This window comes from Candidatus Brocadia sp., from assembly GCA_021646415.1.
Taxonomy (GTDB): domain Bacteria; phylum Planctomycetota; class Brocadiia; order Brocadiales; family Brocadiaceae; genus Brocadia.
Genome location: SOEU01000010.1, coordinates 59,296 through 76,951 on the forward strand (window position 1 = coordinate 59,296; position 17,656 = coordinate 76,951).

Genomic DNA, 17,656 nt, shown 5'->3' on the forward strand with positions numbered 1-17,656 from the left:
CTTATTCCAAAGGTTCAATTTTAATTAATGGTTTTTCCTGTTCTACGGCTTCCCAATTTTTCAGGAGTTCGTCTTTATGGAGTGCTGCCCACTCCATAATAAGCCCAAGTGCTCTTGGTGGTAAATATCCATTCAGAATTGAAAAATCGAGAATATTGATAGATATTTTATGATTTCCATAGCGAGCATGAAAATGTGGTGGATTGTGATCTTTGTGAAACATACTTATCACAATACCAAAAAATCTACATATTTCCGGCATCTGGTTCCTCCTCTTCTTTGTTAAGTGTTATTAAAATCAACACAAACACTCCTTGTCAACATTATTATTACAGAAATTGCCCTCTGATTGTCATAGCTAAAAAATACCCCCGCGGCCTCAACAGCTCAGGGGGTATTTTTTGTTATCACTCTATATATACCAAAACGCTTGCTGTTAGTTTAAATTCTGTTCATTCCAGAGTTTGTCGATTTCGTTTCTAATTATATTTTTGATTTGCGATTCTTCGCTTAATTCCGGCGGGCTCAGGTTTGCATGTCTGTGCGTAATCGCACACAAACAGGCAACATTAACCCACCGATGGAAATTATCAAGGACTAATTTGATCCAGAAAAGCACGGCTTAAATACCCTGAATTTTATCCGTTGTTCGAATATTGCTCGCTAATCGTGAGAAGCAGCCCGTAATGCCGCTATTCTTACCGCTGTATTAAAATCGGTTCCACATCTATGGACAACCTTAAAGACCTTTATTGACGAAGGGAGATTAAATAAAGAATCACTACAGAAATTTGGATTTTCAGCTTTGAAAGGTTCTTACGAAGGCGCCTTGAGAGGTGGAATTGCTGCTGCAGTAACTGCTTCACGTCGAAAGTTGCTTGTGGTAAAATGATAAAAAGATGAATATGAGGTAGACATGACCAGTATCAAAGAGATAAAATTTACCGAATACGATATTAAATCAAATTGGAAATTGTATAAACAAACCTTCTCAGTAGGTACAGGATATGAAGGAAAAAAGTAAAGATTTTTTTATGAGAAACGCTGAATTAAGCACAGAGTTTAGTAAATATATTTTAGATCATCCTGAGATGGATAAGCTTTTTACAGAAGAAAAAGTAATTATATTTCTGCCGGAATTTGACCCAGAATTAAAAGAATTTAATCTCAATATGGCAAAAGAGATTGAGGACGAAGGCGGAAAAGTTATCTATGTAAAAGTAAAGCAGTTATCTCCAAAAATTCAATCGAGATTGGTTGGAGTAGAAATTGGGGTTAAATGAAGATGATTAACAGAGAGGACATTGTATTTGAGAGGGGGCCACTCTTGATTAGTGATTTAATTTTTTTTCTGTAATAATTCATCAGGTAATTAAGGTGTCACCATATCTGATTTTAATAAGGGTAAACCGTTCCAAACGATTGTACCCATATCTATTCTCTTGGCGCTCTTGTGGGTAATTTTATAGGAAGCACGTGTGCCGTATTAATTTTTGAAGGGAGTAAATCCATCTTCCTGTCATTCTTTATTGAATCCGGTCTCTCTTTTTTTAACATCGTAAAACAAGACTTCATTATCCCGTTGGAAATCCTTGAAAGATGCGGCTTTGATTTGATTCAGATTGATAAGGTCGAACTTGATACAATCAAATTGGACACTATTAAACCAGACAAATCTAATTTAAGCATAACCAAAACGGACGGCAGCATTGACATTACGTTATTGAAAAGAGGATTAATTAACGTTAATACGATAGGGTACGTATATTAAGGGGCAATTAGGGCTTTATTTCTGACGTAACGAGTCTTTCGGGTTGTGCAGCCATAATCTTAAACCGCCGGTTTTTTTTTCATCCAGCCTTACATGGCCAGGTTTAAATACAAATTTTATATGGAAGGTATGAGAAATGTTGAAAGTAAAAGACAGAAATAACAGGGAAAAAGATTTTATTCCTTATCTTCCTGTCTTCCTCAGATGCCACTGAAGAATTAATCTTTTTTATATACTCCCCCTCTGACTTTGGCTTCCAAATTTAAGTATGGCCCATTCCCCGAATTGCAGTTTTACAGGGAAATCTTTGATCATATTATGTATAATTTGAAGTATGATTTAAAATTCTTATTTGGAGGAATAAAAATGGAGCTAACAATAGATGATAAGAAAATGAGAGAAATTATGAAGGACGTTATTATTGAAATGTTGAAGGAAAACAGAGAAGGATTTTGTAATCTTAATGGTGAATACCTGATGCATCTTTCCTGCAATATCCATAGGAATCCGTTGCGAGCCAAACGATCTCTAGCGTCTGCTTTTGAATACTGTAAACTTTAAAGCTCTGGTGGTAGAAACGGTAGATAGGGTCTTCGTAGCGCCAGTTACTGCTGCATTTTGTAGGAAGTTCCTCAAGGGAAGATAACTTAGTCTGAAGGTTTTTGAAGAGTTCTCTCACTTCTCTTCTATTATCCGAAGTGCTTGCTTTTTTTGCCATTATCTACCTCAATCTTTGTGCACCAACTCTTTTTCTATAGCTTTTTGAACGAGCTGGTTCAATGACAGACCCTTTTTGATAGCTGTTTCAACTACCCGTCTGTGCATCTCTGGCGGGATACGGACATTAAAACTTCCTTTATACGACCTCATGGGTGCTTTACCCATCTTTTTGCAAAGTTTTATATAGTCGTCTACTTCCTCATGGAATGCCTTTATCAGTTCGTCTACGCTGCGGCCTTCAAAGGTTACCAGATCGTCTATTCCTTCTATTTTCCCGTGAAATACCTTATCCTCCGCACTAAAATGGACAGACCCTATAAAACCCTTATACGTTAAAACATCTTTCATTATATCGCCCCCTTGTTTCTCAGTGTTTCCTCAATATCATCCAATTGATACCGTTTACGCTCTGGTCCTGGGTGTGGCCTATATAGTTTAATGATATGTTTCGTCTCAGGATTTACAAAAGCCACTCTTGACCCTGCCGTCTTACCTGTACTTGTCTTTTCATAACCAAGACCCGCCAAAAGCTTTGCGAGCTCATCACAAGTAAAATCCTTCGGCTTTGACAAAAAACGTTTCAGTAGCTTTTCAAACTTGCTCGTCAGCTAATGATAACATGAAATATTTACTATGCAACTGTATTTTAGTTACGATTTCATGTTGTACCTGATCATAAAAACGCATCAGGGGAATTGAGGGGATGGGGGTCACCCATTAGAAGGCTGTCCGAGAATGTGGTCAATAAATAATAAGAGACAAAGGAATACTTATGCTCTCTATCGCATCACCTCCAAATCGATTCAACAACCTCTCTGCCAGGGGAATCGGTAACGACACCTACGCCTATCTCTCAATGACCTGATGCTCTATGATAAAACCCCATTGATCGCTTGCCACCAGTCGGCAAGCATTAAAATCGAGGCAAATACAAATACCCCCAATGCCATTCCGGATGCCGTAAGTGTGGAAGTAAGCCTGCGTATCAAGAGAGTACGAAAGCTATAGAAGAACGGTATTCTTGGTCTTCCGGTTGCGCAGAAAAGCGGTCTTCTGGTCACGTGGAAGAATATATTCAGGATACAATTCCAGATAGCCTTAGGCTCTATGGCAAAGTTAGCAAAAAAATTTTTTCGTCGATATAGATACCGCCAAACTAGTCTTCGCAGGAATTTCCTTTAAAATTAAAGACAATCACGTATCTATCATTATCCCTGGTAAAGGCTACAATGCCATTATCATTGTGAATGTGTGTGATTTTGATATCACCCCAGGCAAAACGCCCTAAGCCGCTTCTCTGGATATCAAACATTTTTTGGTACCATAACCGGACTTTACTCCTTCCAGGATCGGTCTCATAATCCTCTATAAGAATTCTATCATCCCACCATGTATTGCCAGTACCAGGATCGTAAGCGCCAGGGTTATGTGCAGGCAATTTGCCATTATTCTCACCGAATTGCATAGTTTCACCCCTCCCTGGCCCATAAAAATCATAGGAATACCCTTAGCCAGAATAGTTCCGGAGGCCGCTATCTGGTTCATTTCCCAGCCTTTTCCGTCACGACCTCGCTTAGCGATCCTATCGTCCGTATCGGCAAATGAAATGGTCGGTAACAACACGATAAAAAGAAAAATGGAAATACCTATGGTAGCGGTTTTTGGGAATTTATACAGTTCGATTAGCTCCTTTCGATCTTAGTTATTTTCTGAGAAATAGGCTTGAATTATCGAAGCGCAGGAAAAGTTTTGTCTCCATATTTATAGTGAAAGGGTAAAGGTGATACAAAGAATATGAGGAAAATATTATGACCCTTTGGCCTTCATTTTCACAAGTATTCAAGCAACCATATCAGCAGCTTTAGATATTAAGTTTACTACTTTCGCTATCTTTTCAATAGTTTCAGCAACTTTTCCTAAATCTTTAATAGCCGCCTTCACGGTTTCATGTGCTTCCTGAATTCCTTCGACGGCTTCTTTGTACTCTGCGGTATCCTGACGTACGTTTTTATCTATCAATTCCTGAAGTTTCTTAGCTATCTGTTTTTGTTGCTTCCTTAATTCTTTAACTTTTTTGGGATTTCGTTCTTTAAGAATTAATTCGGTACAATCATCAAGTAATTTCGGTAAACTTTCTCCAATTGTTGTTGGCATAACAAATCCCTCTGAATTTTTAAAACGTTCTTATTCTTGTCCGAGCACTTTAATTGCATCAATAATCATTTTTACAGAATCACGATAACCTTTAAGGTTTTTGAAATCGTCCGGAGTAAGTTCCAGGTTTTCCATACTTTTATAGAGTGCATCATTTGCCTTTTTCATATTTCCAATGGCTATAGATACATTTTTAGCAACGGGGGCGACTCTGTCACGATTTGCCTGGGTTTGTTTGTACATCTCAACTAATCGCAGTCGGGTAATAACATCATCTGGTTTTGTATTTAAAAAAGAATCTTGGATTGCAGCAATTGCAACGTCTCCTGATTTTTTATATTGCATTAGCAAGCGCACCCCTTCTTCTTTAAACTCATTACTTAACAAATCACATAAATGATCAATCTGGCCTTTTGTGTTAGTGACAACTTCTCGTACAGCCTTTGCCTTTTTTGCTTCAACAACAAAACGCCCTATTTGATAAACAACCTCACCAAGGGCATCAGCTTGTTTATCACTCATCTTTTTGTCGCCACTTGGAAGCCCATGAATACTTGCAACAAACTTATCCGATGCATTTCTCAGTCCCTTCTCTTGCGTTTCATCGACTAACGCCTGTAATAGCTCTCCATAGGTTTTTAACACTTCAACAGCTTGAATCCTGATTTTAACATCTTCAACATCGAACGCTTCATCTAAATTGTCAAGTCCGGCTTGCCCTTCCTCTTCACCAACGGCGGCAAGCCGATATGTGTTCATAAGAATTGTACCATCTCGCATTTGTACAAATTCATTCAATGTCACTTCCGCTAAAGCAGTTGTAGCTTTGCTGAAATCAGCAGCATTCTTTCGCTGGTTCTCTGTTAGGGTAGCACATCCGATTTGAGCTAACAGCCAAAGTACCGAAGAAAGACATAATATCATTCGGTACAACTTCTTTGTAAAAACCATCATCGGTCTCCTTTTAGTTAATAAGATTGAGGAATTTAACTTATCAGCAATACACAGAGAGGAATTTCAGCAAACTATTCGTTTCATCTATAAGGGATTACCTTCCTTTCTTGATAAAATCAGAGGATATGGTTAGGCGCTTGGCGCTAATAGGGCAGAACAAATAACACTTATTCTTTAATATTTTGGCTATTCATGAACTACCCCTCTTGCCCGGAAGTATTCTTTATCTTGTCCTTTTCTTCCTTCTTTTCCTGTGTTACTTCTGTGATATACACCTCAACTTCGCGCTGTATGATCGTCTCCACACACCCGGCAAAAATGGAATAGGCTTCGGCATGGCTCTGGTAATTTTGATAAGAACTGCTTAATTGAAAGAATTGCCATCCCTTAATCTTCAGGCATTCAACGGTGCGCCGATAGTGTCTCCAGCGTTCACCGTAGTGGAAAAACTCTTCCACGGCAACGCTGGTAGCTACCAGCAGACTAAGGCCAAAGGTGATCCATTTAATGGCTTTAGCAATCTGTCCTACACCACTCAAACTTACCAGTGCAGGAATAACCACGCCACCAACAATGGCGATCAGGCGTAAGGTCTAATACAGAGCACGGTCTTTATTTGTCTCTCTTTCCATCCATAACACCTGATTAAGCCATCGGGAACGCAGAAAATGCTTTTGCGGATCGGACGGCGTCAGCGTCTCAACAATTGCACTAAAATCTTGCTTCGAAAACTCATGATAGTTTTGCTGTGGTATCATTCGATCCTTTAGAATATGTGCTTTTTAATTCTAAGGAAAGCAGGAATGACAGGAAAATTCATCGATTCCTGTGTCCTTTAGCTATAGACTTTTTATTTTTCTCCGTATCCTCTGTGATTAATTGTTGTTTTTCCCCTTCTCAGAACTGCTTTTGACTTACATAAATATTAGCTTCCTTATACTTGCAAGTTTTGAGGTATTCCTCAGCAATCTTAATATACTCCTCTTTCTTTTTTTCTCATTTTTCATACCTAAGAATTGTCATATTTCCAAAATCATTTACAACCGTGCCTGTTACAACTTCCACAAATAGGGGTAAATGTACGTTAGGAAAATCAAAGTCCGCTTGTATATGCCATAGACGAGCGCCATCTTTTCCCCATGTGCGTATCAGTGGATTCATCCCTATTTAATAAAACCCCTCTGATACCTTCATGTTTTAATTGAAAACCTTTGTTTTATGCCTCTTTACGAGAAAATAATGCCCACGCTGATAATCCAGACAGGGTTATTATGGCAACGATAGCTGCGCTAACCAGAAAATTACGCTTGCGAACCTGCCTTTTCTTTTCTCGTTGCTCAATTTCACTGCGGCTCACATCGTAGATATTGGCAAGGAGTGTATACCAGGAACCAGAGAAAGTGCCTTTATTTATCTTGTCTTTTCGTTGGTCAAATCCAAGATAGCTTGTGGCAAGTGGCATTTCCATGACTTCACAGAGCGATTCAGGGAAGGCCTTACTATCTTCCTGCTCGGGTTTTTTTGCCTCATTGTTAGGAATACCTGAGAGGAGAATTGGAATAATATTATGAGCACCATGAATCTTTGCAAAGGTTTGAATTTCACCATTTACAAAATCACTTTTACGGGCATCAGGAGAGCAGATAATGATAAGCTTTTTAGAGTTTTTGAGGTGTTTTCCAATAGATTGATGATACTCAACACCTGTAATATCCTCTACAATAAGATTGTGTTGCGTGGCTTCTTTAAGATCCCTGGGAGGCTTATATGCGCTTAAGGCCTTTTCCAATCTACTGGCAAATTCTTTATCCTTACGCGAATAGCTTATGAAAACATCACTAACAGCGGAAAGATTCAACATCGATGTCTGATGATCTCCCATTGGTGTGCGAGAAACAAAGCATAACGTGCTCAATAACAAGGAATTATTCATCAATATTCGTTAGGATGTCGTTTCGTCCAGTCGTGAAGCTGACCACCATCTTTTGGGCATTCATATGGTCCGAATCGTTCAGATTATACCATTGATCTGGGAATTGATTGCGCAAACTAAACTGCATGTCCAACTCGAACGCACCCTACGCTTGTTAAATAGATAAAACAAACTGCATCCGCACAAGTTACCGCATAAATCAAAATAAATGGCAGGCGATACCTACCCTTGACTGATCATGAGTTCCCGTATTCATTTGAGACTGAAACAAAACTAGTTGATCAGGATTTTCCGTATTCATCTGAGATGGGTCTGGCCAGAATGTTATAATTGCGTAAAGAAGGAGACCGGAGAAGAGGATAAGATATGCTATAATTGAAGCAATGCCTCCTATACCAACCGGCTTTTCACCTTTTCGTGCAATTTTCTGTCCTTCGTTTGTTTTATCAGATATTTCAGCCATTTTCATCCTCGCTTTTCATCTAAAGCTTAAATTTTCCCGTATCAACCCACTCATTCTTTATCAGCGACCACCAATCAACAGCGAGACCCTTCAATACATAATCATAAGGAAGCCAACCATAACCGCTCTCACCCCAACCCGTCCCCCATGAGTTTCTTATCAATAATGCTCCTGTTGTTTCTACACCTCCAACATTATTATTTTTTATTTTTATAGTGTCATCATAACCAACAGCGACAACGGCATGACCGCCAGCAAAATCGTCATTGGGAACCGGATAAGGTATCTTTCCCGATGTATCTGCCTGAGAGATTGAGCTATAAACCGTAAACCCAAACATAGAGGGAAGACCTGCTGCTAAATTTGTTTTAATTCGATTCAGCAATGCATCCTTAGAAGTCCCAAGTGGATCAAGCCGATAATATTTAATCGCCTGATAATTCTGGGCATATGCATAACAAAAAGCAGACGGCTCTTCTTCAAAATCGGCAATTCTATAAGGCCAATGCTCTTCTGGAGGAACACCAAATAATACCAATGCACTCATTGTTGTCCGAAGATATGCACCGGTATCTCCCTGCCACTTTAATAAATTCCGTGTAACCTTATAAAGAAATAGTCTGGAAGCATCGATATGCCTTCCAAATGCCCTTCTTTCAAAATACTCAACAATCCCAATACCAGCATGTGCGGTGCATGAACCAATTGTCTCTTGATCCTCAATAGGAGAACACCATGATCTCAAGTCGATAGAAGATGGTAGGCTTGCTTTTGCAGTTTCTACCACTCCAGTTTTCTTAAGTATTACTTTTACAGGATCTTTTTGCTCTAATCGCTTATGCCTTAAAGAAACTTCACTACTTTCTATTGTATAATCACGAAATTCAGGATAATCTCTCCTCCATCCCATTCCATATTTTTTAATAGTCTCACTCATACTATTTTCCTTTCATCTTAAGATTGAAAAGGTAAATTGGATAAATTAAAAAAATTGTAATATTTTAACTTTTTGAAACAGTTTAGTTTTTTGAAAGATGAGTTGTGCTTTTTAAGTCCCTATAGGGACGTGAGGCAATAGGCAGGCAATTTATTGCCTGTATTTTTATCAAATAGAAATACAGTCCCGTAGGGACGATTGAGACGATTTTGTATCCATAATCTTCATTCGCCCCTACAGGGCTTATTTTTATCTCTCTATTAACACAGGCAATAAATTGCCTGTCTATGAGCAATTTGCCCCTCCGGGGCGAAATCAGCACAAGGCTTTGCCTTGATAGTTTTTCAAAAAACTAAAGTGTTACAACTTTTTGAAAAATCATAGCAGCTTTACTGGGTAAAACTCCCATTTTTGGGTATCTGGACACCATAAGAAATTCTTCGGCCTATTCTGGACTTTAACATATTTAGTCTACTGCCTGAATCTTGCACTTGCGCAAGATAAAAGAAGGTGAAACCATAAGGATTACCTCATTATAACAGGGTAAGTAACATTAACCTATAATAAGAGGAGGTAACCCAAATGGTTAAAAAGCAAAATAAGAATACCGCCAAAAGGCGGGAAAATCAAGAAGAAGCCGACTGTCCAGCAAATGCTAGTAAAACAGGGTCACAGTTATTGCAGTGAGCGTTTGAGCCCATTTGGAGGGCTTTTGGGGTTGGTAAAATTTATGGAGTTGATACGATTCAAAGAGATATTGAGGGATTGTATAATCCACCGTCACGAACACCGGACATGGGTCACCATAATATGGTGTATGGTTTTATAATGCTTTTGTTTATTGGGTTCAACCGGGTATGGCATTTTCTGTATATCCAGACAGACTCAATGTTGTGTTCGATATTTCATGTGGTAAAACTTCCGTTTGTTACGACATACTGGCGATATGTGAATTCTCTGGGGATAAATCAAGGCGGGTCTCTGTTGATGGTAATGAGTGCGTTGAGAGAGCGGGTATGGCATTTATGCGAAATGGGGTACGAGATGATCCACATCGATATAGACACTACGGCAGAAACCATCTATGGGAATCAGCAAGGTGGTCGCAAAGGGCATAATACAAAGAATCGTGGGAAGAAGGGGTTTCGTCCCGTGCTGTGTTTTATCGGGAAGACGCGAGAATATTTTGCTGGCAAGTTGCGCAGTGGAGAGACGATGGGAAGTGAGGAGGTAGGAGAGGTTATTCGGAGTTTTAAGAAATATCTCCCTGGTTGCGGTAAAGAAGGTAATCCTTCGTGGTGACGGGGAGTTCATCAGTTGGGAGAGTGTGGAAACGGCTCTTGAAGAAGGAGAGAGACAACGTGCTGGCTGCATAAAATCGCTCCGGGAGTTGGAGCGCAAGAAACACATAGTTCCTCCCCGGTCTGGTAACATACGAAGCAAAAGAAGTCCGAGGCGTCTTGTCGAAGGGGTGGCGGAGGCGAAAGGGATACCCGGTGACGTTAGTGAAATAAGAGAATTGCGGTTAATCAGGGTAAAAACGGAAGAAGAGATGCGGATATGGAACAAGTTGATGGTCCAGGGTCATCCGCGGGGAGCCGGGCCATTGGTAGGACGGCAACTTTACTATTTGGTGAAGTCTGAACATGGATGGTTGGGAGGAGTAGGGTTTAGTTCTTCCGCGTTACATTTGGAGGCTTGTTGAAATTGCGGCGGATAAAGCTGGGCAACCAGGTCGGGCATATTACGGAGTTGCAGAAGGAGACTGGCCAAAAGTCAAGGCCTATTATCGGTTTATTGACAAACCGGACGATTCGGCGGTAACCATGTCAGCAATACTCCAGCCGCATCGTGAGCGTACAATACAGCGGATGAAGGCACAGAAGACCGTGTTTTGTATTCAAGACGGTAGTGATCTCAATTATTCCACATTAGAAAGATGTGAAGGTTTGGGGTCTCCCGGCACAAACCAGACTGGCAAGCAGAGTAAGGGATTGCACCTGCATTCCACCTTTGCAGTAACAGGCAGTGGTCTTCCCCTGGGAGTACTCCGGGCAGAGTGTACCGCCCGGGGGCAGAGGTCTCTGGAAGACGATCGCCCCTCTATCGGCAATCCCGATAGAGGAGAAGAATACCTTCAGTTGGATTCAAGGAGTTCGCGATTGTATGGATATAAAACTCCTGATGCCCCACACATCGTTAGTCTGTGTCATGGATCGGGAGGCTGATTTTTTTGAAATCTTTGACGACCGGCGCCGTAAGAGTCCTCGTGTAGATTTACTCGCCCGCGCTCAACACAACCGTAAGACAATGGGAGAGAATAAGCTATTTGAGGAAGTCATGCAATTGCCGGTACAGACCCGGATAACCATAAAGATTCTCCGGCAAAGTGTCAGAGTCAAAAAGAAGAATCAGAAAGCACGGAATAAGCGTGCAGCCCGTATTGCAGAGGTAACAGTTCGATATGCCTGCAGAATTGCCCAAGCGAATCCATAAGTGGATGCCACGTCTTGCCAAGAATGTATTGTTGGCGCAGATGCCATATTTGCCAGCCTCAATCCCGCATTGGAAATCTTTTCCTGATATTCAAAGGTAGAAAAGGCATCGAACGATGTTGTTACCCTTAAAGAATATCTTGAACACGTCTGTGCTGCCGTGGCAAAAGAGGCGTTGAATATGATATTTGAAGGGGCATATACCTCAGGTTTTGAGGAAGATGCCCGTTTGACGGCCATGTGGTTATGGACATTATCAACAGGTGTGACCAATGGAAATAATAATATAAGGACAGATTTCAAACCTGCCTTCATAGAAGATAACGATGAAGAAGTTGATGAAGATGTTGAGAAAAGCAAGAATACAGGAAAAACAAAAATGTCTGGTTACATGCTTGAATATGATGCCGCGACAGGTTGCATCAGGCCATGATACTCTTTGCGGCAGAGAGAGGTGAAGCTTTGAAAAGATTCTTTGTCGAGGATGGCGTTGGTCGCGACGAACAGTACTGGCGTCTCGCCCAGGCGTTTTTCGGCGCACCCAAAGACCCTCTCATTACCCTTGGGACAGCTCCACTTGATGATCCGATGTTCCGTGCAGCAGTTTTTGAACAGATCGGAAGTGACAAACCCGAAGGGGCTGTAACCACTGATATCTCTGGTAAACCAGATGCACATGCAGTAAGACTTGATAAAGAGTTTGTCGATACGATAAGAAGACCCCACCGCATCAGAAGACAGCAACGACGATATTTTTTGAATCAAACGGCGGTCAGGTAAAAGCGGAAGCAACGTTACCGGAAATCAGACTGGCTGTTGCAGAGCCTGAACTTGATATAGGCAATGTGGAAACAGTGCTTGATGCACTATCAGAATCCTGTTATTTTCTTACGGTTGAAAAGGCAAAGTATCGTTTTCAGCCTGCTCCCTAACCTGAACAAACTCCTTGCAGACCGCAGAACAACGATTCTTCAGCCACCAAAAATTGAGGAAAGGGTCAAAACGGAAACACAAAAAACTTTTGCTATACTGCCCTCGAATATTTCTGGAATTAAGAGGATCTATTTCCCTGAAAGAAGTAACCAAATTCCAGATAGGGCAATACTAACTTTTGTTGTTCTATCGCCTGATCAATCAATGCAGGATGAAAAGAGAGCGAGTCAATTCATAGACCAGATGACACGGGAGTATTGAGCCTTGGCAAGGACATTGAAAAGCGCCCTGATATGGTGTGTTCCGGATAATCCGACAATTCTCCCTGAAGAAGCCAGAAAATTGCTTGCATGGGAAGATATCGAAGAAGAACTCGATGAATTGCATCTAGACGAGACACAAAAGCATCAGTTATCTATAAATCTGAAAAAGGCAGAACGGGATTTAAAAGAATCCGTATGGCGCACGTACAATAAAATTATACTCCTGGGAAAAAATAACGACTGGCAGGATATAAACCTCGGTCTTACACATTCAAGCGCTGCTGAATCTCTTACGGCATTTATTCTCAACAGATTGAGACAGGATGGTCATGTTGAAGAAGGAATCAGCCCAAACTTCCTTGTACGTAACTGGCCTCCGGCTTTTAAGGAATGGAGTACTCAATCAGTAAAAAATACCCTTTTTGCATCCCCTCAGTTTCCTCGTCTTTTGAACCCTGAAGTTATCAGGGATACCATTCCCCGTGGTGTTGGCAATAGAATTATTGGATATGTAGGAAAGATTTCTGACAGTCATTATAAACCATTTCATTACGATGAAAGTCCATGCCATCGGATATAGAAGTATCAGATGATATGCTCATTATTACAGAGGAAGAAGCAAAAAAACATATTGAACCACCAAAACTGACCAGACTCGAAATATCCCTTTCAAACGTTAGTATGGAACCTGGAAAGAGCTATAGTTTTTTAGTGAAAGGATTCGATCAACACCATTGACCTATCGATGCAGATGTAGATATTTCCCCTTCTAACGGAATCCCAAAGCAAAAGATCGATGAAACAAAATGCGCTTTAAGAGAATTAGGATTGAGTGATGTAATATGGATAGAATAATTTTTCCGAAACAAATCGAGCCTACTTAATCCCAAAACCCAAGATAGGATTTTGGGTTAAATGGAAAGATAAAATGTATCAAGGAAGCCATGCTCCACTAATAACAAAAGAGTTGTTTGAAAAAGTGCAGACTGTTTTAACAGGTAACTTTCATCCATATTCAAACAGGAAAAATTTCCACTTTAACAATACGATAATTTACGGAGTATGTGGTTGTAAAGTTCTCGGTGAAGAAAAAAGGGAAAAGGTATATATAATATCATTGTACTTTTTCAAAAGGGAGACAAAATGATAATGGAAATGGATATCTCAGGGAAGAAAAGTTAGTAGAGATGTTTGAATATCCTATAAAAAGGATCACTTTGAACGATGAAATTACAGAATGGATTATAGAAGGTTTAAAGGAATACACAAAAAATAACGTTGAATTGCAAGAGAAACCGATATTATACACTCAAAAATCAATATGATAAAGTAGTCGATTAAACAGATTATATGATTCTAAATTTGATAATGAGATTACTGAAGATATTTTTAAAATCAAAGAAAAGGAGTATAAAGATCAACTTATCGAGATTAAAACACAATTGGATAGTTTCAAGATAATCAATCCTGATTTTTATGAATTAGGCTATAAAACCTTCGAACTTTCAAAAATACTTTATTCTCAATATGTTAGAGCAAATTATGAAGACAAGGCCAGAATCTTGAAATTTATAGCTTCGAACTACACACTAAATGACGTAAGCCTTTGCCCTACATACAGAAAGCCCTTCGACATCATTGCCGAAGGGCTTTCTCATACAAATTGGCTCCCCCGGTAGGATTCGAACCTACAACCAACCGGTTAACAGCCGGCTACTCTACCATTGAGCTACAGGGGAACCTGTTTATTTTCTCTTTCTATAAATTATTGCAGATAATTAATCAGTCTGAATAATTCTTTTTTCATATCCTGACGATTGACAATCCTATCCAAAAAGCCATGCTCCAGCAAGAACTCAGCCGTCTGAAAACCCTTTGGAAGGGTACGCTTTATTGTCTCTTGAATAACCCTGGGACCTGCAAAACCAATCAATGCCTTTGGCTCTGCTATCGTAATATCAGCCAAAGACGCAAAGCTGGCCATTACTCCACCCAAAGACGGATCTGTTAGTATCGATATATATAAACCACCAGCATCTTGAAATCGTGCTATTGCGGCACTCGTCTTCGCCATTTGCATGAGAGAAAAAACTCCCTCCTGCATGCGCGCACCACCGCCAGAACCCGAAATAATAATCAAAGGCAGCTTCAGTTCCATAGCTTTTTCTGCAATTCGAGTGATCTTTTCACCAACTACGGAACCCATGCTTCCCATAATAAAAGATGGATCGGTAATTCCAATCATTACCTCTCTCCCATTGATCTTTCCCTTTCCCACAATCGCAGCTTCTTTTAGACCAGTCTTTTGTTGTTCTGCAGCCACCCTTTCAGGGTACGTTACCCGATCTTTAAAACATAAAGGGTCGCACGGCACCATATTAGCCCACATTTCCTCAAAGCTGTTTTCATCGACTAAAAGCTTCAATCTATCTCTGCTAAATATCCGAAAGTGATAGTTGCATTCGGGACACACGAACATCTTTTCTTCAACAACCTTTTTAAACAGCATACCCTTACAAGCATCGCAACGTATCCACAAGCCATCGGGCATATCCTTTTTTTTTCTGAAGAAAACCATTGGGAAAACACCCTACCTGTTATAAAATTTTTTATACATATCTTAAAGAGCAATTCAGATATCAGAGATTACTCTGATATCACACAAAACAACCCTTCCATCGCGAAGAAATCCGTTTTTTCGCACACCATCAAATCAATCCGATGATGTCTACTTATTTTAAAATCCAATCCGATAAAACATGACACTCTAGTCTATAAACTTTTAAGAAAAAAACAAGTTGTTTTTCCAGATGAACGAATTTGCAAAAATAAACCTTTTCAAATCTTGATACAAGAATTTTATGCGCTTGACACGAAAATACCCTTCACCCTAACCCTCTCCCGCAAGGGGCGAAGGAGCTTTCTTCCTCTTTTGATGGGAGGGACTAAGGGAGGGTGGCGCATTTTCATGACCTTTTGTGAGCCTGCTGCTCATGAATGTTTACTCTATTTTGATATTCATCCCTTACTGCCTGCTCTGCCATTTGTCTGAGGGTTTTAATTGCAGTACATGGATCATTTGTTTTAAAAATTGCGGAAGCCGCAACTATCACATTAGCACCCTGTTGGACAGCTAGAGTAATGGTTTCTGTTGTAATACCGCCGTCAACTTCGATATCCGTTTCATCCGGTGCGATACTGCGCAATCTTGCAATCTTTGGTAGAACATTTGATATAAATCTTTGCCCTGCAAAACCAGGATTTACAGACATAACAAGTACCATATCCACCGCATCCAGGAGATCTTCAACCAACTCCGCCGACGTATCTGGATTCAGCGATACTCCAGCCTTTAAACCCGCATTCTTAATCAAGGAAATAAGTTCTTTAGGTTTTTCGGTGGTTTCTATATGGAATGTTATCAGACTACCATCCTTTGCCGCATCGGCAAATGCATCCACATAATGTTCCGGGTGTTCAATCATCAGGTGAATGTCTAAAGGCACCTGAGTAATACGCCTTATCCCTTCTACAATGAATGGTCCCATAGTTATGTTTGGGACAAAATGACCGTCCATGACGTCGATATGGATCAGATCAACGCCAGCCATTTCCACCCTTTTAATTTCATCCTCTAAGCGTACCGGATTGGCAGCGAGTATAGATGCTGCAATTTTGATTTTTGGCTGCATGTGCTTCTATTTTTTTGCTTTATTCCCCTGATCGTTAAATATATGGCAAAAAGGTTCTCTATTTTTCAATAGCTCCATTCTATTTAAGATACCGGAGGCGAAGAGGTTCTTACGCTTCTTCTTCTATCAGACAGCGATGCAACTCCCGGGAGTTCGCCGCCTTCTAATAGCTTTAAGAATGCTCCACCTCCTGTGGAAATAAACGTTACTTCGTGCGTCTTTCCTGATTTATGAAATGCCATATCGGTATCACCACCACCCACGATTGTTGATGCATGAGAAGTTGTTACTGCATCTACCATCGCATATGTCCCTCGACTAAAAGCATCAAATTCAAATGCCCCCATTGGGCCATTCCAGACAATCGTCTTTGCATCCTGGAGTGCTTCAATGAACAGTTTCGTAGTAGCAGGACCAATATCAAGGGCAATCCACTTTTCCGGAATTTCCTGATATGGAACTACCTTTGTCTCTGCCTGTCCATCAAAATTTTCCGCAACAACAAAATCCACAGGCAGATACAGTTTTGTGCCATTTTTTTTAGATATATCCATCAAATTTTTTACCGTATCAAGCATGCCATCCTCAACCAGGGACTTGCCGACGCCAAAACCTTGTGCCTTGAGGAAGGTAAATGCCATAGCCCCTCCAATAAGGATTTTATCCATTTTCTTAGCCAGATTTTCAAGGATCTTTATCTTGTCAGAAACCTTCGCCCCACCTAACAAGGCTACAACTGGCCGCATGGGATTATTGACTGCCTTCTCAAAATAATCTATCTCTTTCTTGAGTAAGAATCCCGCCGCAGATGGTACATATCCATCGATACCAATCATTGAGGCGTGCTTTCTATGGCAGTTCCCAAAGGCATCTTGTATTAACACATCACACAGACTGGCCAACTCTTTTGCAAAAACAGGGTCGTTTTTTTCTTCACCAGGATGAAATCTCAGATTTTCCAGTACAATAACATCCCCATAGTGCATCTCTTCGATCTGTTTTTTTACCTTTGGGCCAATGCAATCCTCCGCCATAATTACCTTTACCTTTTCACCGAGGAAACGCTGTAGTCGCCTTACAACTGGCTTGAGACTGTATTTAGGATTTACTTTACCCTCCGGCCTCCCCAGATGTGAAGCTATAATTACCTTTGCTTCTTCATCTAACAAATAGTTAATAGTCGGCAATGTTGCCCTTATTCTGGTATCATCAGTAATGTTCCCCTCTTCGTCTAAGGGTACATTATAGTCCGTTCGGACCATTACCCTCTTTCTTCGTACTTCGATATCTTTTATAAATAATTTTTGCATGGAATCAGGTTGGTTTGATAATAATTTATTA

At 40.3% G+C, this 17,656-nt stretch carries 23 protein-coding genes, 1 tRNA gene and 3 pseudogenes; 11 read left to right on the forward strand and 16 right to left on the reverse strand.

The window, feature by feature from the left end; all coding sequences use genetic code 11:
• Position 1: 1 nt before the first annotated feature.
• Positions 2-262, reverse strand: coding sequence for a DUF4160 domain-containing protein (locus tag E3K36_09660; protein MCF6155502.1), 261 nt, complete (start codon positions 260-262; stop codon positions 2-4).
• Between the two features lie 745 nt (positions 263-1,007).
• Between E3K36_09660 and E3K36_09665 the strand changes: the two genes are divergently transcribed.
• The 3 genes from E3K36_09665 (at position 1,008) to E3K36_09675 (ending at position 2,332) form a co-directional block, all read left to right on the forward strand.
• On the forward strand, positions 1,008-1,283 hold the full coding sequence (locus E3K36_09665; protein ID MCF6155503.1) for a hypothetical protein: 276 nt from the start codon (positions 1,008-1,010) through the stop codon (positions 1,281-1,283).
• Positions 1,284-1,453: 170 nt separating this feature from the next.
• Entirely contained in the window at positions 1,454-1,771 is a 318-nt protein-coding gene (locus E3K36_09670; protein ID MCF6155504.1) for a hypothetical protein, read from the forward strand.
• A 366-nt stretch (positions 1,772-2,137) separates the two neighbouring features.
• A complete protein-coding gene (locus E3K36_09675; GenBank protein ID MCF6155505.1) occupies positions 2,138-2,332 on the forward strand; it encodes a hypothetical protein in 195 nt (64 codons plus the stop codon).
• A gap of 165 nt (positions 2,333-2,497) precedes the next feature.
• Here the strand turns inward: E3K36_09675 and E3K36_09680 are convergent, their stop codons facing one another.
• From E3K36_09680 to E3K36_09730, 11 genes and pseudogenes are all read right to left on the reverse strand, one after another.
• The gene (locus tag E3K36_09680) at positions 2,498-2,839 is read right to left on the reverse strand and encodes a type II toxin-antitoxin system HicB family antitoxin (GenBank protein ID MCF6155506.1); all 342 of its coding nucleotides are present in this window, start codon (positions 2,837-2,839) and stop codon (positions 2,498-2,500) included.
• Entirely contained in the window at positions 2,839-3,099 is a 261-nt protein-coding gene (locus tag E3K36_09685) for a type II toxin-antitoxin system HicA family toxin (GenBank protein ID MCF6155507.1), read from the reverse strand. Before E3K36_09685 ends, E3K36_09680 begins: the two co-directional genes overlap by 1 nt.
• A 294-nt stretch (positions 3,100-3,393) precedes the next feature.
• Positions 3,394-3,510, reverse strand: a pseudogene (locus tag E3K36_09690) (ABC transporter permease).
• Positions 3,511-3,517: 7 nt separating this feature from the next.
• Positions 3,518-3,653, reverse strand: a pseudogene (locus tag E3K36_09695) (ABC transporter permease).
• A gap of 677 nt (positions 3,654-4,330) precedes the next feature.
• The gene (locus E3K36_09700; GenBank protein ID MCF6155508.1) at positions 4,331-4,645 is read right to left on the reverse strand and encodes a hypothetical protein; all 315 of its coding nucleotides are present in this window, start codon (positions 4,643-4,645) and stop codon (positions 4,331-4,333) included.
• A gap of 30 nt (positions 4,646-4,675) precedes the next feature.
• Positions 4,676-5,599, reverse strand: a complete 924-nt coding sequence (locus E3K36_09705) for a hypothetical protein (protein MCF6155509.1) — start codon at positions 5,597-5,599, stop codon at positions 4,676-4,678.
• A 197-nt stretch (positions 5,600-5,796) separates the two neighbouring features.
• Positions 5,797-6,357: pseudogene (locus E3K36_09710) on the reverse strand (DUF4231 domain-containing protein).
• Positions 6,358-6,815: 458 nt separating this feature from the next.
• Complete coding sequence (locus E3K36_09715) at positions 6,816-7,532, reverse strand: toll/interleukin-1 receptor domain-containing protein (protein MCF6155510.1); 717 nt, start codon at positions 7,530-7,532, stop codon at positions 6,816-6,818.
• Between the two features lie 199 nt (positions 7,533-7,731).
• Positions 7,732-7,995, reverse strand: a complete 264-nt coding sequence (locus tag E3K36_09720) for a hypothetical protein (protein ID MCF6155511.1) — start codon at positions 7,993-7,995, stop codon at positions 7,732-7,734.
• Positions 7,996-8,014: 19 nt separating this feature from the next.
• The gene (locus E3K36_09725; protein ID MCF6155512.1) at positions 8,015-8,932 is read right to left on the reverse strand and encodes a cysteine protease; all 918 of its coding nucleotides are present in this window, start codon (positions 8,930-8,932) and stop codon (positions 8,015-8,017) included.
• An 82-nt stretch (positions 8,933-9,014) separates the two neighbouring features.
• Positions 9,015-9,227: a hypothetical protein gene (locus E3K36_09730; GenBank protein ID MCF6155513.1), complete on the reverse strand. Its 213-nt coding sequence runs from the start codon at positions 9,225-9,227 to the stop codon at positions 9,015-9,017.
• Between the two features lie 500 nt (positions 9,228-9,727).
• Here E3K36_09730 and E3K36_09735 point away from each other — a divergent pair, with 500 nt between their 5' ends.
• The 8 genes from E3K36_09735 (at position 9,728) to E3K36_09770 (ending at position 13,770) form a co-directional block, all read left to right on the forward strand.
• Complete coding sequence (locus tag E3K36_09735; GenBank protein MCF6155514.1) at positions 9,728-10,234, forward strand: hypothetical protein; 507 nt, start codon at positions 9,728-9,730, stop codon at positions 10,232-10,234.
• Complete coding sequence (locus tag E3K36_09740) at positions 10,194-10,637, forward strand: DUF4338 domain-containing protein (GenBank protein ID MCF6155515.1); 444 nt, start codon at positions 10,194-10,196, stop codon at positions 10,635-10,637. The genes E3K36_09735 and E3K36_09740 overlap by 41 nt, the downstream gene beginning before the upstream one ends.
• 121 nt (positions 10,638-10,758) lie before the next feature.
• Positions 10,759-11,160 (forward strand): hypothetical protein, encoded by a 402-nt coding sequence (locus E3K36_09745; protein ID MCF6155516.1) that lies wholly within the window; start codon positions 10,759-10,761, stop codon positions 11,158-11,160.
• Positions 11,099-11,428 (forward strand): hypothetical protein, encoded by a 330-nt coding sequence (locus tag E3K36_09750; protein MCF6155517.1) that lies wholly within the window; start codon positions 11,099-11,101, stop codon positions 11,426-11,428. The genes E3K36_09745 and E3K36_09750 overlap by 62 nt, the downstream gene beginning before the upstream one ends.
• A gap of 180 nt (positions 11,429-11,608) precedes the next feature.
• Positions 11,609-11,860, forward strand: a complete 252-nt coding sequence (locus tag E3K36_09755; protein ID MCF6155518.1) for a hypothetical protein — start codon at positions 11,609-11,611, stop codon at positions 11,858-11,860.
• On the forward strand, positions 11,857-12,207 hold the full coding sequence (locus tag E3K36_09760; protein ID MCF6155519.1) for a hypothetical protein: 351 nt from the start codon (positions 11,857-11,859) through the stop codon (positions 12,205-12,207). Before E3K36_09755 ends, E3K36_09760 begins: the two co-directional genes overlap by 4 nt.
• A 417-nt stretch (positions 12,208-12,624) precedes the next feature.
• Positions 12,625-13,203, forward strand: a complete 579-nt coding sequence (locus E3K36_09765; GenBank protein ID MCF6155520.1) for a hypothetical protein — start codon at positions 12,625-12,627, stop codon at positions 13,201-13,203.
• A gap of 348 nt (positions 13,204-13,551) precedes the next feature.
• Positions 13,552-13,770 (forward strand): hypothetical protein, encoded by a 219-nt coding sequence (locus E3K36_09770; GenBank protein ID MCF6155521.1) that lies wholly within the window; start codon positions 13,552-13,554, stop codon positions 13,768-13,770.
• Between the two features lie 517 nt (positions 13,771-14,287).
• Here the strand turns inward: E3K36_09770 and E3K36_09775 are convergent.
• The 4 genes from E3K36_09775 to E3K36_09790 all read right to left on the reverse strand — a co-directional run bounded on the left by E3K36_09775 (position 14,288) and on the right by E3K36_09790 (position 17,625).
• Positions 14,288-14,362, reverse strand: a tRNA-Asn gene (locus E3K36_09775).
• A gap of 26 nt (positions 14,363-14,388) precedes the next feature.
• A complete protein-coding gene (locus tag E3K36_09780; protein ID MCF6155522.1) occupies positions 14,389-15,201 on the reverse strand; it encodes an acetyl-CoA carboxylase carboxyltransferase subunit beta in 813 nt (270 codons plus the stop codon).
• Between the two features lie 388 nt (positions 15,202-15,589).
• Positions 15,590-16,315 carry a ribulose-phosphate 3-epimerase gene (rpe, locus tag E3K36_09785; protein MCF6155523.1) on the reverse strand — a complete coding sequence of 242 codons (726 nt, stop codon included), beginning with the start codon at positions 16,313-16,315 and terminating at the stop codon, positions 15,590-15,592.
• Between the two features lie 83 nt (positions 16,316-16,398).
• The gene (locus E3K36_09790) at positions 16,399-17,625 is read right to left on the reverse strand and encodes a phosphoglycerate kinase (GenBank protein MCF6155524.1); all 1,227 of its coding nucleotides are present in this window, start codon (positions 17,623-17,625) and stop codon (positions 16,399-16,401) included.
• Positions 17,626-17,656 lie beyond the last annotated feature (31 nt).

Excerpts from the sequence above, each read along its gene's own strand:
- E3K36_09780 (MCF6155522.1), bottom strand. The coding sequence starts at position 15,201 with ATGGTTTTCTTCAGAAAAAAAAAGGATATGCCCGATGGCTTGTGGATA.
- E3K36_09660 (MCF6155502.1), bottom strand. The coding sequence starts at position 262 with ATGCCGGAAATATGTAGATTTTTTGGTATTGTGATAAGTATGTTTCAC.
- E3K36_09760 (MCF6155519.1), top strand. The coding sequence starts at position 11,857 with ATGATACTCTTTGCGGCAGAGAGAGGTGAAGCTTTGAAAAGATTCTTT.
- E3K36_09745 (MCF6155516.1), top strand. The coding sequence starts at position 10,759 with ATGTCAGCAATACTCCAGCCGCATCGTGAGCGTACAATACAGCGGATG.
- E3K36_09770 (MCF6155521.1), top strand. The coding sequence starts at position 13,552 with ATGTATCAAGGAAGCCATGCTCCACTAATAACAAAAGAGTTGTTTGAA.
- E3K36_09680 (MCF6155506.1), bottom strand. The coding sequence starts at position 2,839 with ATGAAAGATGTTTTAACGTATAAGGGTTTTATAGGGTCTGTCCATTTT.
- E3K36_09700 (MCF6155508.1), bottom strand. The coding sequence starts at position 4,645 with ATGCCAACAACAATTGGAGAAAGTTTACCGAAATTACTTGATGATTGT.
- E3K36_09750 (MCF6155517.1), top strand. The coding sequence starts at position 11,099 with ATGGATATAAAACTCCTGATGCCCCACACATCGTTAGTCTGTGTCATG.
- E3K36_09715 (MCF6155510.1), bottom strand. The coding sequence starts at position 7,532 with ATGAATAATTCCTTGTTATTGAGCACGTTATGCTTTGTTTCTCGCACA.
- E3K36_09720 (MCF6155511.1), bottom strand. The coding sequence starts at position 7,995 with ATGGCTGAAATATCTGATAAAACAAACGAAGGACAGAAAATTGCACGA.
- E3K36_09705 (MCF6155509.1), bottom strand. The coding sequence starts at position 5,599 with ATGATGGTTTTTACAAAGAAGTTGTACCGAATGATATTATGTCTTTCT.
- E3K36_09735 (MCF6155514.1), top strand. The coding sequence starts at position 9,728 with ATGGGTCACCATAATATGGTGTATGGTTTTATAATGCTTTTGTTTATT.
- E3K36_09755 (MCF6155518.1), top strand. The coding sequence starts at position 11,609 with ATGATATTTGAAGGGGCATATACCTCAGGTTTTGAGGAAGATGCCCGT.
- E3K36_09725 (MCF6155512.1), bottom strand. The coding sequence starts at position 8,932 with ATGAGTGAGACTATTAAAAAATATGGAATGGGATGGAGGAGAGATTAT.
- E3K36_09790 (MCF6155524.1), bottom strand. The coding sequence starts at position 17,625 with ATGCAAAAATTATTTATAAAAGATATCGAAGTACGAAGAAAGAGGGTA.
- E3K36_09675 (MCF6155505.1), top strand. The coding sequence starts at position 2,138 with ATGGAGCTAACAATAGATGATAAGAAAATGAGAGAAATTATGAAGGAC.
- rpe (MCF6155523.1), bottom strand. The coding sequence starts at position 16,315 with ATGCAGCCAAAAATCAAAATTGCAGCATCTATACTCGCTGCCAATCCG.
- E3K36_09665 (MCF6155503.1), top strand. The coding sequence starts at position 1,008 with ATGAAGGAAAAAAGTAAAGATTTTTTTATGAGAAACGCTGAATTAAGC.